The 16,225-nt window shown below is 38.8% G+C and carries 10 protein-coding genes; 6 read left to right on the forward strand and 4 right to left on the reverse strand.

Translation table 11 applies throughout. From position 1 onward, the window contains the following. Positions 1-13: 13 nt before the first annotated feature. The 3 genes from rpoC to IGJ55_RS16045 all read right to left on the reverse strand — a co-directional run bounded on the left by rpoC (position 14) and on the right by IGJ55_RS16045 (position 8,486). Positions 14-3,667, reverse strand: a complete 3,654-nt coding sequence (gene rpoC / locus IGJ55_RS16035; RefSeq protein ID WP_069640428.1) for a DNA-directed RNA polymerase subunit beta' — start codon at positions 3,665-3,667, stop codon at positions 14-16. Positions 3,668-3,805: 138 nt separating this feature from the next. Then, positions 3,806-7,423 carry a DNA-directed RNA polymerase subunit beta gene (gene rpoB, locus IGJ55_RS16040; RefSeq protein ID WP_069640429.1) on the reverse strand — a complete coding sequence of 1,206 codons (3,618 nt, stop codon included), beginning with the start codon at positions 7,421-7,423 and terminating at the stop codon, positions 3,806-3,808. Between the two features lie 490 nt (positions 7,424-7,913). Continuing rightward, positions 7,914-8,486, reverse strand: coding sequence for a hypothetical protein (locus tag IGJ55_RS16045; protein ID WP_069640430.1), 573 nt, complete (start codon positions 8,484-8,486; stop codon positions 7,914-7,916). A 495-nt stretch (positions 8,487-8,981) separates the two neighbouring features. Between IGJ55_RS16045 and IGJ55_RS16050 the strand changes: the two genes are divergently transcribed. The 4 genes from IGJ55_RS16050 (at position 8,982) to IGJ55_RS16065 (ending at position 13,582) form a co-directional block, all read left to right on the forward strand. After that, positions 8,982-9,959, forward strand: a complete 978-nt coding sequence (locus tag IGJ55_RS16050) for an ABC transporter substrate-binding protein (RefSeq protein WP_069640431.1) — start codon at positions 8,982-8,984, stop codon at positions 9,957-9,959. 364 nt (positions 9,960-10,323) lie between these two features. Then, complete coding sequence (locus tag IGJ55_RS16055) at positions 10,324-11,274, forward strand: ABC transporter permease (protein WP_207120484.1); 951 nt, start codon at positions 10,324-10,326, stop codon at positions 11,272-11,274. Further along, entirely contained in the window at positions 11,274-12,077 is an 804-nt protein-coding gene (locus IGJ55_RS16060) for an ABC transporter ATP-binding protein (RefSeq protein WP_207120485.1), read from the forward strand. The genes IGJ55_RS16055 and IGJ55_RS16060 overlap by 1 nt, the downstream gene beginning before the upstream one ends. 84 nt (positions 12,078-12,161) lie before the next feature. Then, positions 12,162-13,582, forward strand: a protein-coding gene (locus IGJ55_RS16065) for an IS3 family transposase (RefSeq protein ID WP_430606860.1) whose coding sequence is annotated in 2 segments (ribosomal slippage) — positions 12,162-12,639 and positions 12,639-13,582 — 1,422 coding nt in all. Because the reading frame shifts where the segments join, the coding sequence is not laid out codon by codon here. A gap of 102 nt (positions 13,583-13,684) precedes the next feature. Here IGJ55_RS16065 and IGJ55_RS16070 read toward each other — a convergent pair. Next, positions 13,685-13,897 (reverse strand): zinc ribbon domain-containing protein, encoded by a 213-nt coding sequence (locus tag IGJ55_RS16070; protein WP_069640433.1) that lies wholly within the window; start codon positions 13,895-13,897, stop codon positions 13,685-13,687. 185 nt (positions 13,898-14,082) lie between these two features. Between IGJ55_RS16070 and IGJ55_RS16075 the strand changes: the two genes are divergently transcribed. After that, the gene (locus tag IGJ55_RS16075) at positions 14,083-15,069 is read left to right on the forward strand and encodes a biotin--[acetyl-CoA-carboxylase] ligase (RefSeq protein WP_430606861.1); all 987 of its coding nucleotides are present in this window, start codon (positions 14,083-14,085) and stop codon (positions 15,067-15,069) included. Between the two features lie 132 nt (positions 15,070-15,201). Continuing rightward, complete coding sequence (locus IGJ55_RS16080) at positions 15,202-16,164, forward strand: LPXTG cell wall anchor domain-containing protein (protein WP_430606862.1); 963 nt, start codon at positions 15,202-15,204, stop codon at positions 16,162-16,164. The last annotated feature ends 61 nt before the right edge of the window (positions 16,165-16,225 follow it).

The raw sequence follows: 16,225 nt of genomic DNA on the forward strand, positions 1-16,225 counted from the left end.
GCATTTTTTCTTATTATTTATTCAACTCATTCAAAGCATCTTCAGCAGCCATTTGTGCTTCAATATCAGAGATACTGTAGACATTTTCGCTTGCTACGCCAACTTCTTTTGGCTCCATGTTACGGTAACGAGCCATACCAGTACCAGCTGGAATGATCTTACCAATGATAACATTTTCTTTCAAACCAAGTAATGGGTCTTTTTTACCGCGAATTGCAGCATCGGTTAACACACGAGTTGTTTCTTGGAATGACGCAGCAGATAAGAAACTGTTTGTTTCTAATGATGCTTTTGTGATTCCTAGTAAGACTGGACGGCTTGTTGCAGGAACGCCACCAGCTACTAATGTGTCGTAGTTACGATCTTTAAATTCAGCGATATCAAGTAATGTACCTGGTAAGATTTCAGTGTCACCTGGATCCATGACACGAACTTTACGCAGCATTTGACGAACCATTACCTCGATATGTTTATCACCAATTTCCACCCCTTGCATACGGTAAACGCGTTGTACTTCACGCAATAAGTAGTTTTCAACTGATAAAACATCGCGAACTTGTAATAATTGCTTAGGATCGATTGATCCTTCTGTCAATGCTTCACCACGATGGATCGTATCGCCTTCAGCCACTTTCATACGAGCTGTATAAGGAACTGTATACGTACGAGTATCTGTTTTCCCTTTAATTGTTACTTCTTTTTGACGTGTTGCAGGATCTTCAGAGATATCGATCACTTCACCGGTAACTTCTGTGATAACTGCTTGTCCTTTCGGATTACGTGCTTCAAAGATTTCTTGGACACGAGGTAGACCTTGAGTAATATCGTCTCCGGCAACCCCACCTGTATGGAACGTACGCATTGTTAATTGAGTACCAGGTTCCCCGATTGATTGAGCGGCAATTGTACCAACTGCTTCCCCAACTTCAACACCAGAACCAGTTGCTAAGTTACGGCCGTAACAGTGTTTACATACACCATGTTTGGTGTTACATGTAAATACAGAACGGATCGTTACAGTTTCAACACCAGCATCCACGATTTCTCTAGCAAGATCTTCTGAAATCAGTTGATCTTCCCCAATAATTACTTTCCCAGTTTCAGGATGCATTACTGATTTGCGAGTGTAACGTCCAAGTAAACGTTCTTCTAAAGGCTCAATGATTTCATTGCCTTCACGAATTGATTGAATCACTAGACCACGGTCAGTTCCACAATCGTCTTCACGGATAATAACATCTTGGGCAACGTCAACTAAACGACGAGTCAAGTAACCTGAATCGGCAGTCTTCAAGGCTGTATCGGTCATCCCTTTACGAGCACCATGGGTAGAGATAAACATTTCTAAGACAGAAAGTCCTTCTCGGAAGTTTGAGATGATTGGTAGTTCCATGATACGTCCGTTTGGAGCGGCCATCAGTCCACGCATACCAGCAAGCTGAGTAAAGTTGGAGATGTTACCACGGGCTCCTGAATCTGACATCATGAAGATCGGATTTTTAGCGTCCATACTTTCGATCAGTTTTTGTTGAATTTCATCTTTAGCTTTGTTCCAAACAGCAATAACACGTTCATAACGTTCGTCATCTGTAATCAGACCACGACGGAATTGTTTCGTGATATTTTCTACTTGTTTGTGAGCATCATCAATGATTTCTTGTTTCTCATGCAATACCATGATATCAGCGATACCAACGGTCATCCCAGCATGAGTCGAATGTTTATAGCCTAAGTCTTTCATTCTATCAAGCATCTTAGAAGTTTCAGTGATATGGAATCTCTTGAACACTTCAGCGATGATATTCCCTAAGTTTTTCTTCTTGAATGGTAAAACTAATTCTTGCTCTTTAATGTGAGCAGGAATGTCTGTACCAGCTTCTACAAAATATTTATCAGGCGTTTGTACCGTTAAGTTGTAATCTGTTGGTTCATTCAAGTAAGGAAACTCTACAGGCATAATTTCATTAAAGATAATCTTACCTACTGTTGTGATCAAAATACGTTCTTTTTGCCAATCCGTAAACGGTTTGTCGCCAAGTAGCGTTGTTTGAACACCGATACGTGAGTGTAAATGCACGTATCCATTACGCCATGCTAAAACAGCTTCATTCATGTCGCGGAAGATCATGCCTTCCCCTTCACGTCCTTCTTCTTCCATTGTTAGGTAATAGTTCCCTAAGACCATATCTTGAGAAGGTGTTACAACTGGTTTACCATCTTTTGGATTCAAAATGTTTTGAGCAGCTAGCATTAGCATACGTGCTTCTGCTTGTGCTTCTTCGTTCAATGGAACGTGAACAGCCATTTGGTCTCCATCGAAATCGGCATTGTAGGCTTCACAAACTAATGGGTGAAGACGGATTGCACGACCTTCAACTAACACAGGTTCAAAGGCTTGGATACCAAGTCTGTGGAGTGTAGGTGCTCGGTTAAGCAATACTGGATGCTCTTGAATAACTTCTTCCAAGATATCCCAAACTTCATCTTCTCCGCGTTCGATTTTACGTTTTGCGTTTTTGATGTTTGTTGCAATTTCACGTTGCACTAGTTCACGCATCACAAATGGTTTGAATAATTCAATCGCCATTTCTTTTGGTAAACCACATTGGTACATTTTCAAGTTAGGTCCTACGACGATAACTGAACGGCCAGAGTAATCCACACGTTTACCTAGTAAGTTTTGACGGAAACGACCTTGTTTCCCTTTTAACATATGAGAAAGAGATTTCAATGGACGGTTACCTGGTCCTGTAACAGGACGACCACGACGACCATTATCAATCAATGCATCAACTGCTTCTTGTAGCATACGTTTTTCATTTTGAACAATGATGTTTGGTGCGTTTAAATCTAATAAACGTTTCAAACGATTGTTACGGTTGATTACACGACGGTATAAGTCGTTCAAATCAGAAGTTGCAAAACGACCCCCTTCTAATTGAACCATCGGACGCAAATCTGGTGGAATTACAGGAATAACATCCATAACCATCCAGCTTGGCAAGTTTCCAGAAGCTCGGAACGCTTCTAAAATGTCCAAACGACGAATCGCACGAGTTCTTTTTTGGCCTGATGCTGTTTTCAAGTCTTCTTTTAAGCCAGCAACTTCGCCATCTAAATCAACATTATCCAGCAATTGCTTAACAGCTTCCGCACCCATTGCCGCTGAAAAACCTTGACCATACTGATCACGTTTATCGCGATATTCACGTTCTGTTAATAATTGTTTTTTCTCTAAAGAAGTATCTCCAGCATCAATTACCACATAAGATGCAAAGTAAATGATTTCTTCTAAGGCACGAGGACTCATGTCTAAAACAAGCCCCATACGAGATGGAATACCTTTGAAATACCAGATATGTGAAACAGGTGCTGCTAACTCGATATGTCCCATACGTTCACGACGAACTTTAGAACGAGTTACTTCTACACCACAACGGTCACAAACGATACCTTTATAACGAATACGTTTATATTTTCCACACGCACATTCCCAATCTTTAGTTGGACCGAAAATGCGTTCACAGAACAAACCTTCACGTTCAGGTTTTAACGTACGGTAGTTAATCGTTTCGGGTTTCTTTACTTCACCGTAAGACCAGCTTCTGATCTTTTCTGGAGAAGCTAAACCTATTTGCATACTTTCGAATTTATTTACATCGATCAAAAGGGATTCCCTCCATTCAATTAGTTAGAAAAGCTGAATGAGCTATTCACCGTAGTTTGGAACTAGAAACAATCATGTTGATCTTTCTAGCCCATAACTAACGGATTTTATTGGCACTTTATACAAAATGTAAAACAATTAGTCTTTTGTATCTTCAGCAGTTTCTATTTCTTGTTCAAGCACTGCATCAGCTGCTTCTTTTGCTTCCGCTGCTTCTTTTTCTAATTGTTTCGCTGATTGTTGTTCTGCGAATTTTGTTAGGGCATCAACGGTGATCAAGTCATCATCATCATCGTCCATATCACGCAATTCGATTTCTTGTTCTTCAATGTCCAATACGCGCATATCTAATCCAAGTGATTGTAATTCTTTCACCAATACGCGGAATGATTCTGGTACGCCTGGTTTTGGAATTGGTTCACCCTTAACGATCGCTTCGTATGTTTTCACACGACCAACTACGTCATCAGATTTGTATGTTAAGATTTCTTGTAATGTGTAAGCTGCACCGTATGCTTCCAGTGCCCATACTTCCATTTCCCCAAAACGTTGTCCACCAAATTGAGCTTTACCTCCAAGTGGTTGTTGGGTAACAAGTGAGTATGGTCCAATAGAACGAGCATGTAATTTATCATCGACCATGTGGGCCAATTTGATCATGTACATCACACCAACAGAGATACGGTTATCAAATGGTTCACCCGTACGTCCGTCATAAAGAACAGTTTTCGCATCACGAGCCATACCCGCTTCACGAACTGTTTCCCAAACGTCATCATCATTGGCGCCATCGAATACTGGTGTTGCAATGTGGATACCTAACTGACGAGCAGCCATACCCAAGTGCAATTCTAGTACTTGTCCGATATTCATACGTGATGGTACCCCTAATGGATTCAACATGACATCGATTGGTGTTCCGTCTGGTAAGAATGGCATATCTTCTTCCGGCATAATGCGGGATACAACCCCTTTATTACCGTGACGACCGGCCATTTTATCCCCTTCGTTGATTTTACGTTTTTGAACGATATATACACGAACTAACATGTTTACGCCTGGAGATAATTCGTCTCCTGCTTCACGAGTAAAGATCTTCACATCATGAACGATCCCGCCGCCACCGTGAGGCACACGTAGAGATGTATCACGAACTTCACGCGCTTTTTCACCAAAGATTGCATGTAGTAAACGTTCTTCAGCAGATAACTCTGTTACCCCTTTAGGCGTTACTTTCCCTACTAATAAGTCGCCATCTTTGACTTCAGCACCAATACGGATAATGCCCATTTCATCAAGATCTTTCAAAGCATCTTCCCCGACGTTTGGAATTTCACGTGTGATTTCTTCAGGGCCTAATTTTGTATCGCGAGCTTCTGATTCATATTCTTCAATATGGATAGAAGTGTAGACATCATCTTTCACCAAACGACGGCTCATGATGATCGCATCCTCGTAGTTATATCCTTCCCAAGTCATGAATCCAACAAGTACGTTTTGTCCTAAAGCCATTTCGCCTTCTTCCATAGAAGGTCCATCAGCTAATGTATCGCCTTTTTCAACTTTCTCGCCTAAAAGAACGATTGGACGTTGGTTGTAACTTGTTCCTGAATTTGAACGACGGAATTTTGTGACCATATATTTATCTAATGCGCCATTGTCACGGCGAACACGTACTTCAGATGCATCCACATATTCAACGACACCATCATGTTTACATAGTAAAGCGGCACCCGAGTCATGGGCTGATTTGTATTCCATACCAGTTCCTACAAGTGGAGAACGCGGTTGAATCAACGGTACGGCTTGACGTTGCATGTTGGCACCCATCAAGGCACGGTTGGAGTCATCGTTTTCCAAGAAAGGAATACATGCAGTCGCAACAGCAACTACCTGTTTAGGTGAAACATCCATATAATCGACTCTATCGATGGTTACTTCAAGGTTTTCACTTTGCAAGCGAGCCATTACTAATTCTTCAGCAAAAGAACCATCTTCATTTAAGCGTGAGTTTGCTTGCGCTACGATATAGTGATCCTCTGTGTCAGCAGTTAAGTAATCAACTTGATCGGTTACTTTTCCTGTGGCACGATCAACACGACGGTAAGGCGTTTCGATAAAACCAAATTTATTGACTTTGGCATAACTTGACAAGCTATTGATCAACCCGATATTTGGTCCCTCAGGCGTTTCGATCGGACACATACGGCCATAATGGGAATAGTGAACGTCTCGAACTTCATAGCCGGCACGGTCACGAGTCAAACCACCAGGTCCTAAGGCAGATAGACGACGTTTGTGCGTCAACTCACCTAGAGGATTTGTTTGATCCATGAATTGTGAGAGCTGAGAAGAACCAAAGAATTCTTTGATACTTGCAACAACTGGACGAATATTGATCAATTGTTGTGGTGTCAATGTTTCAGTGTCTTGGATAGACATTCTTTCACGAACCACACGCTCCATACGCGCTAAACCAATACGGAATTGGTTTTGTAGTAATTCACCAACTGAACGAATACGACGATTACCTAAGTGATCGATATCATCTACATTACCGATGTCTTCTTGTAAGTTAAAGAAATAACTCATTGAAGCTACGATATCTGCTGGACGAACAGTCTTCACACTTGTATCAGGATAGCCATTACCGATGACATTAACGATGCGTTCAGGATCTTTTGGAGAAAGAACTTTGATTACTTGAACCGTCATTGGTTCAGTAACGACACCATCTTCACTTGGATAATAAGTCACGCTATTTAAGCCGTTATCGATATGCTCACCTAATGTTTCCATTACTTGGTGCGTCATTACAGTGCCTTTTTCAACAATGATTTCGCCAGTTTCAGCATCGATCAATGTTTCTCCTAAAGTTAGGTTCAATAGACGAGTTTTCAAATCTAATTTTTTGTTGACTTTGTAACGACCAACGTTCGCTAAGTCATAACGTTTTGGATCGAAGAAACGAGCGTTCAGTAAGTTACGAGAACTGTCAGCCGTTTTCGGCTCGCCAGGTCGAAGACGCTCATAGATGTCTTTTAACCCTTCTTCAGTACGAGAATCGCTTGCATTTTTGTGTAAATCTTTTTCGATTGTATTGCGTAAGCTTAGTGTTTCACCAAAAATTTCAAAAATTGTATCATCAGAGCCAAAACCTAAAGCACGAACTAATACAGTCAAAGGAATTTTACGTGTACGGTCGATACGTACGTAAGAAATGTCTTTTGCGTCAGTTTCCATTTCCAACCATGCGCCACGGTTAGGGATCACTGTTGAGCCAAAGCCTTCTTTACCATTTTTATCTACTTTTCCATGGAAATAAACACCTGGTGAACGAACTAATTGAGAAACGATAACACGTTCTGCACCATTGATGATAAATGTTCCCATTTCAGTCATTAGAGGGAAATCACCGAAGAATACCTCTTGTGATTTGATTTCTCCAGATTCACGGTTTGTCAATCGTAGTGTAACATGTAGTGGTGCAGAGTAGTTTGCGTCATGCGCGCGCGCTTCTTCCACCGTATACTTAGGTTCTTTTAATTCATAATCCACAAATTCCAAAGATAAATTCCCTTGAAAATCATCAATCGGTAAAATGTCCTCAAACATTTCTCTTAGTCCTTCATCTAAAAACCATTGGTAAGAGTCTGTTTGAATCTCGATCAAGTTGGGTAATTCCAACACTTCACTGATCCGGGCGAAACTTCTACGTTCGCGGTGTTTTCCGTATTTTACTACGTGTCCAGCCAAGCTCTTCACTCCTCTAATTAAAAGTCTATCAAAACACTAACCGAAAATATTTCTTTAATATTACAAATATTAAATATCTGTAATATTGAGCATTTTTTGCAGTTTTTAGGCAAAAAAAAACCAAAAATAGAATGTGCTCTTGAAAATTTCTCGTGCGTTTCTACTTTTGTTTCCCTATTAAAAACCGGAACGGACAATATTTCGTTCCTGCTTTGTCATTTTTCAGATAGTTTTTGCATCTATACATTGTACTTCCTTCTATAGTAAAAGTCAAGGATTTCTTAAGCTTTTATCATTCTTCCAAAAACACTCTTAAAAATTAGAAACACTTGAACTTTTTTCAACATTTTCATCTACCTGTCTCTCCATTTTTTGCATCGAACTTTGTTGATACATAAAAATACCGACCTCCAAAAAATTAGATTTTGGTCTAACTTTTTGGGGTCGGTTCATTGTTGAGCCTCTTTTTTATTGACCTAGAGAGTCTGTCTTATTGAACAGTGATCTCTCCAGTTACTTCGGCATCTTCTTCATCTAATGTTGCTGAAGTTTTGTATTCTTCTTTTTCAAACGTTACATTCCCTTCAACTTTTGTACCGTTTAAAACAAAACCGTTCGCTTTAACTAAGATATCGCCTTTAACCGTTCCATTCACGATGTTGAAGTTCTCTGTTTCTACAACTAATTGAGGAACAGTCAATGTATATTCATCTGTTATTTTTTTATCTCCATCTTGCGCATACAAAGCTAATTTTCTATAGATATCGCCTGAAGTTTCTCCCTTATCGTGGAATTCACCAGCAACTGTTACATCTTTATCAAATGTAATATCTGCTGTTGCTGCAATGATCCAATTTCCGTCTTTGCCTAAAGCTTTCTCGATGACTTCTGGTTTATCACTGATTGAAGCACCACTTACTGTATCAACACTTGAACTCATTGATGTTTCTGTTTTGCTATCAGACGAACTATCTTTAGAATCTTTCTTGTCACCGTTACACGCACCTAATACTAATACTGTTGCTGCCAATGTTCCTAATGTAATTAATTTTTTTGAAATCATTTTTATTCTCCTTATCACTTCATTATTTTTCCACCTAAATAGTAGCATGAAAGCGCTGAAATTCCTAAGTATATACCTTCATAATTATAAAAATTCTTTTTTCTCGGCTCAATCTATCGTTTTACATACAGCTATTCTATCAATTATCAGAAAATTTAAAATAATCTGTTGACATCCTACTCTATTTTCATTTATACTAAACACAATTCAATTTGCGGAGGGATTTTTTATGATACACTCAATCAAACCACAACTGAATAAAGCTTACTTTAGCTACTTTAGATAGTTTTGTATTCATGCAATCGTGGGTACAAACAGCAAAAACCTGTTTTTGTATCTATGATGGCTAGAGCGCTTTGTACTGAACAAACAGCCACGTAGACAATCCTAAGTGGCGAAAGAAGAAGTGTTTAACCTACGACTTTTATCAATCCATTTAGGCATATTGTCTGAATGGATTTTTTGTTTTATCAACTATAAATTGGAGGAATCAAGATGAAAAAGAAATTAGTAGGACTAAGTATCGTATCAGCTGTAGCACTATTAACACTTGGCGCATGCGGCAATAACAAAAAAACAGAGGATGGATCAAACAGCGACAACAAGAAAATTGGTGTTTTACAACCTGTTCAACACGGTTCGTTAGATGCTGCTTTTGAAGGATTTAAAGAAGGCTTAGCAGAAAATGGCTTCAAAGATGGTGAAAACCTAACAATCGAATACAGCAATGCTCAAAACGACCAAGCTCAACTAAAAAGCATGAGTGAAAAATTAGTCAAAGAAAAACCAGACTTGCTATTAGGTATCGCGACACCTGCTGCTCAGTCACTATTGAATGAAACTACCGATATTCCAATTTTAGTCACAGCCGTTACTGACTTAGCGAGTGCTAAACTAGTGAAATCAGATGAAAAACCGGGCGGTAACGTTACTGGGACAACCGACATCGTACCAATCGATAAACAGATTGCCTTATTGTTGTCAATCGTACCCAATGCAAAAACAGTCGGAATCATGTATAACGCAGGTGAAGCCAATTCTAAAATCCAAGCGGATATGGCTGAAAAAGCGTTGAAAGATGCCGGAGTCAAAACCAAAGTCCTAACTGCTAATTCAACAAATGATGTGCAACAAGTTACTACAAGTCTGGCGAAAGATGTAGATGCAATTTATATCCCAACAGATAATACTTTTGCTTCTGCGGCCGCTGTTATCGGTGAAGTAGCCAAAGAACACAAAACACCTGTTATCGCAGGTTCAATCGAACAAGTAGAAGAAGGTGGTTTAGCAACCGTTGGTATCGATTATAAATCACTAGGAAAACAAACTGGCGCAATGGCAGCAAAAATTCTAAAAGGTGAAGCAAAACCCGCTGATATGCCTGTTGAAAAAGCGAAAGATTTGGAACTCTTCGTAAACAAAGAAATGGCACAAGCACTAGATATCGATCCGGATACCATCAAAGCACCTTAGCGTTTAACAAGTCTGGGACATAACTCTACGAGTTATATCTCAGACTCAAGGAATCCGTATAAACGGCGGGAGCAGAAGCAATCACTACGCTTCGATCACATCAAATTCTAAGTGCTAAAGCACTAAGATTTGAGGGCTTCGGAAATAAGCTGGAATTCACAAAAATTTGAAGATCACCAATTAGGAATCATTCAACATCGAAATTGAAAATTCCGTGTTTCTTGTCATTTCCGTGAATTCCTTCTTATTGCTGTAAAACACAACGAAGTATGAGTTGATGTTGCTCAGTACCTACGTGGTTCTCGGGAGTAAACACTCCTGTCACAACCTTATACATAAAATTTATTGAAAGAAGCTGATTTAATTGATAGACATATTACTCTCTTCAACCTCACAAGGTCTTCTTTGGTCCTTATTAGCCATTGGAGTCTTTCTAACGTACCGAATTTTGGATATTGCAGATTTGACCACAGAAGGTAGTTTCCCTCTAGGGGGCGCTGTAGCTGCGGTCATTCTAGCCAAAGACCCAGCAACCTGGCCAGCACCATTCCAGTCATTATTCGACCTTCATTATATGATTGCACCAGTTATAGCATTGATTCTTGCTTTTATCGCTGGTATGCTAGCAGGACTTGTCTCAGGTCTTTTGCACACTAAACTAAAAATACCTGCATTATTAGCTGGCATCATCACAATGACAGGACTTTATAGTATCAATTCTCGCATCATGGGCGCACCAAATATCTCTTTGATCGGCACCGATTCGATTTTCTCTCATGCGCAATCATTAGGACTGACTAAAATTAACAGCGCGATTCTTGTTGGTTTGATCATCGTTCTTTTAGTCATTATCCTACTGGTCTTATTCTTTAAAACAGAAATTGGATTGGCTACACGGGCAACTGGTGATAACCTTGATATGAGTGAAGCTAACGGGATCAAAACTGACAATATGAAAATTATCGGCTATATGCTTTCTAATGGTTGTATTGCTTTAGCTGGCGCTTTACTTGTTCAAAATAACAACTTTGCTGATCTAAATTCTGGTATTGGAACAATCGTTATCGGCCTTGCTTCAATCATCATTGCAGAAGTTCTTTTCAAAAACAAATCACTTGGTTTACGCCTTATTACAATTGTCATCGGTGCTATTTTATACCGCTTTATTCTTGCCTGTGTCTTGGAACTCCGGGTCGATCCAGCTGATTTAAAACTATTTTCAGCAATCATTTTAGTTATCTGTCTGTCTTCACCACTAATTCAAAAAAAATTAGGCTTCTCTAAACTAGGAAAACGTAAAGGAGGTACAAATTGATGCAGCCTGTCTTAACGATCAAAAACTTACATCAATATTTCGAACGCGGTACAGTCAACGAAAATCATGTACTAAAAGGCATTGATTTGACAATCAACCAAGGGGAATTTATTACGATCATCGGTGGCAATGGCGCTGGAAAATCAACCTTACTTAATAGTATCGCCGGAACTTTGCCTATTGAAGAAGGTCACTTAACTTTAAATAACAAAGATATCACCAAGCAACGAGTGGTCGCTCGTTCCAAACAAATCAGTCGCGTGTTTCAAGACCCTAAAATGGGTACAGCTGTCCGCCTAACCGTTGAAGAAAATATGGCCCTTGCGATGAAACGCGGAAAAAAACGTGGCTTAGGAAATGGGGTTCGTAAAAATGACCGTGATTTCTTTAAGGAACAGTTAGCTAGCTTGAATTTAGGCTTAGAAAATCGACTAACTACTGAAATTGGATTGTTATCTGGAGGTCAACGTCAAGCAATTACTTTATTAATGGCTACCTTAATTCGTCCAGAACTGATTTTACTAGATGAACATACCGCAGCACTGGATCCTAAAACATCGATCACTGTAATGGAGCTAACGGAAAAACTGATTAGAGAACAAGAGTTGACCGCCTTCATGGTTACACACGACATGGAAGATGCTATTCGCTACGGCAATCGATTAATCATGCTCCATCAAGGTCAAGTCGTTGTCGATGTTCCTGCTGAACAGAAAAAAGAATTAACTGTTAACGAATTGATGGATATGTTCCACAAAAATAGTGGCAGTGAATTAAAAGACGATCAGTTATTGTTGATTTAAACAAAAAGAGGTTGAGTATGATACCCCTGAACCGACCCCAAAAAGTTAGACCAAAAATCTAATTTTTTGGAGGTCGGTATTTTTATGTCTAAATATAGCTTTGAACTTAAACTAAAAATTGTTCAAGAATATCTGGTAGGGAAAGGAGGAATACAAGCTTTAGCAAATAAGCATGGGGTTAAAGCGGCGGAACAAGTCCATAGGTGGATCAATGCTTATCAAGAATTTGGTGAAGAAGGTCTTTTACGAAAACGTCAAAATCAGAATTATTCTGTTCAATTCAAGCTAAATGCGATAGAGTTATATCAAACAAGTGAGCTCTCCTATCGTGAAGTTGCCAATATTCTTGAAATGAATAATCCAACTCTTATTGCCAACTGGATGCGAAAATTCCGAAAAGAAGGAATCGATGGGCTCTCAAAAGAGAAAGGGCGTCTATCTACCGTGCCAAAAAAAGAAGAACAGACAAAGAAGCATTTAATGAAAGAAACGCTAGAAGAACAGAATCGCATCAAAGAATTAGAAAAGCAGGTTCGTACTCTTCAAATTGAAAATGCCTTTTTAAAAGAACTGAGGAAGCTGCGAAAACAGGAAGCTCAACAACGACGAGTGAATCAATCGCGCGAATCATCGCAAGCCTCCGAGGACAGTTCAAATTAGTTGAGCTTCTTGAAGCATTGAATTTTTCTAAATCAACCTTTATGTATTGGCAAAAACGATTTGACCGAAAAAATCCAAATCAGGAAATTGAAACAGAGATGCTTCATATTCGTCAAAAGCATAAAGATTACGGCTGTTTACGAATGACGAACGAACTAAGGAGCCGAGGATTCCACGTGAATAAAAAGAAAGTTCAACGCTTAATTCGAAAGCTAAGGATTGAAGTCCGCTCTTATACACGGAAATCCCGTCGCTATAGCTCGTATCGTGGAAAAGTTGGAACGATTGCCAAGAACCGAATCCAACGTCGCTTTTACACGAGTGTTTGTCATCAAAAAATAACGACAGATACAACAGAATTAAAGTATTTTGATTGTGATCCCAAAGGAATCATTCGTCAAAAAAAGTTATACTTAGATCCTTTTATGGATATGTATAATAGTGAAATTCTTTCTTATCGTATCTCAGAAAAACCAAATGCACTGGCAATAATGGAAGGATTAGAAGAAGCAATCAGACTGACGAATGATTGTCCTTATCGTCGCACCTTTCACTCAGATCAAGGTTGGGCGTATCAAATGAAAGCTTACAGCTATAAACTGAAGAAACAGAACATTTTTCAAAGTATGTCTCGAAAAGGCAATTGTCTAGATAACTCAATCATGGAGAACTTCTTTAGTCTTTTAAAACAAGAAATTTATCACGGGAAAACCTATTCTGGTTTTGAAGAACTAAAAATGGCAATTGATAACTATATCTATTATTACAACAACGAACGAATGAAAAAGAAACTGAACTGGAAAAGTCCTGTACAGTTTCGAATAGCCGAAAGTAAAGCAGCTTAATAACGAATAAAAAACGGAGTAGATTTCTCTACTCCGAAAAAAGTCTAACTTTTTGGGGTCACTACACCCTCAACCTCTTTTTTTCATGTGTTTTAATGGTTATCAACCACCCATTAAAAAGTCTAAAATATTCCAACCATCAGATGTTTGTCCGCGATATAATTCTGTAAAACCACATCTCGAACAGCTGACTGTGATAAATTTTTTATTTTGTACATCAAAAATTTTTGAAAAGTTACCGCCTGTTGCTTGAAACTGATCAGACACATAATGCGCATTACCACACTTATCACAAACATATTGTTGCTTTTCCATAGTTCCCCACTCCATCTCTATCATTTTAACTCTCGTTTTTCGTTCCTACCACATAAGTATAGCAAGTTCTTCAAGAGAAATCATACATCTTAAGAAGGATTTTCTCGTCCTCTTTCAGCCCTATTGTAGTTGACCCTTACTCTATCCATCAGCTACAATAAAATTACTATAAAGGAGCGAATTCTATGTCTACAAAAAGCCAGGTATTAACTTTATTAATGAAACAAGCCCCAGCGTTTATTTCAGGTGAAGAAATGGCCCAACAACTTTCTTTATCACGAACAGCAATTTGGAAATCAATCAATGAATTAAAAAAAGAAGGGCACGTTATTTCCAGCAGTCGTAACAAAGGATACCGCTATGATAAATCAGATGTTTTATCCGCAGAGGGGATCCGCTTAGCTTTAGATCCTGCAATTCCAGAACTATCAATTACGGTTCTAAACTCCTCAGAGTCTACAATGAAAGATGCTAAGTTAGCAGCAATTAATGGCGAACCAAATAACACATTGATCGTAGCGGATATCCAAGAAGCACCTAAAGGACGATTTGGCCGTCCGTTCTTTTCAAAAGCTGGCAGCGGTATCTACATGAGCATGCTATTAAGACCAAATCAAAATTTCGAGGAAATGGCACAGTATACTGTGATCATGGCTGTCGCAATTGCTCGTGCAATGGATAATTTGATCAACACCCACACAGAGATTAAATGGGTCAACGATATCTATATCAACGGAAAAAAAGTTTGTGGTATTTTATCAGAAGCCATGAGCGATGTTGAATCTGGGCAAATCTCAAACGTTATTATTGGCATGGGGATTAATTTTTCTTTGAAGCAAAATGAATTTCCAACAGCATTAAGAGAAAAAGCAAGCTCCCTATTTCCTAAAACTGAACCGACAGTTACAAGAAACGAATTGATTGCAGAGATTTGGAATCAATTTTATACCATACTAAATCAATTACCTGAACAAGATTTCTTAGAAGAGTACCGTCAAAAATCATTTGTTCTTGGCAAAACTGTATCATTTACGCAAGCGGGAACTAATTATGAAGGGGTCGCCACAGCAATCAGCGATCAGGGGGAATTGGTCGTCCAACTTCATGATAAAACAGAAAAGGTGCTTTCTTCTGGAGAAATCAGTTTAAACAGTATAAACCCATCATCTTAGTAAAAACATCTGGCTAATATATTAAGAATTCCTTAAGAAGCTAAAATGCTTTCTTACAACTATTTTCCTTACATTTCATTTATGTTACATTTATATTGCTAACAATACGAATGTTACAAAAGGAGAATACTTATGAAAAAAGCAGTTTTTTGGTTGGTTGCACTATCTTTTGCTCTACCTCTTACCAGTTTTGCAGACGATGAGCTTTCAACTTCTGGGGAAGTTGAAAGCTCATCGTCTGCCACAGTCACACAAAATTCTAAAAAAGAGCGCCTAAAAATTTCTACCTCTGACTCGAGCTCCACAGAAACTTCCAGCAGCCCAGTTTTGAACGCTTATAGTGATCTTATTCAAACGACTTTAGTTGTATTTCAAGGAGAAACAATTACTCCAGAAATGCTTGTCCAAGACGGCGCCTATCATGGTGCCACATTCAGAGATCTTACGCTTTTGGAAGAAGCTTCAACAGAGAAAATAGGAACCTATTTAGTCAAGGTTAGCTTTATGCTCTATCCTTTAGAGGAAAGCCAAGAGGAAAAGCAAGAAGTTACTCTAAACATGGAGTATACAGTGATAAAACCTACATCAACTTATGATATCCAATTTATTTTCTATGACTCAGATAACAAGCAAGTAAAAGGTAGGGTCTTGTCTACAGATGGAAGTTCCATCAGCAACGTGACCATTTATGGTGAAAACACTGCTAACAATGAAGTAACACCTAAAAGTGTAAAAGAGTTTTATCCTTTTGCTAAATCAAACAATTTTGCTTTAACAGATAATGATGGGTACTTCACCCTTCCTTACCAAGATCATTTCAATTTTATGGCGTTTTCTCCACAAGCAGGTAACTACTCGCCCGTTTACACATTGACTGACCAAGCTTTTGCCAGTGCATCAGGAACAACTGATAGCTCTATACTAGCTAAAAACACTGAATCCTCTTCTGCTACTGCTAAAAAAGAAGAAAAGAAGAAAGCCTCATTCCCAAACACAGGAGAAAAGAGAACGGTTTATCTTTCAATTGGTGGCATTGCCATTATTTTATTTGCTATACTCTTCCTATTTATCAAAAGCAAAAAAAATAATCAGTAGTTTGTAAACAAGGGGTATTAAAAATAAAACGTAAAAAAGAAGAAAGCAGCGTCGTTGTTGA

Source organism: Enterococcus sp. AZ170 (assembly GCF_050545135.1).
Lineage (GTDB): Bacteria > Bacillota > Bacilli > Lactobacillales > Enterococcaceae > Enterococcus_L > Enterococcus_L ureilyticus.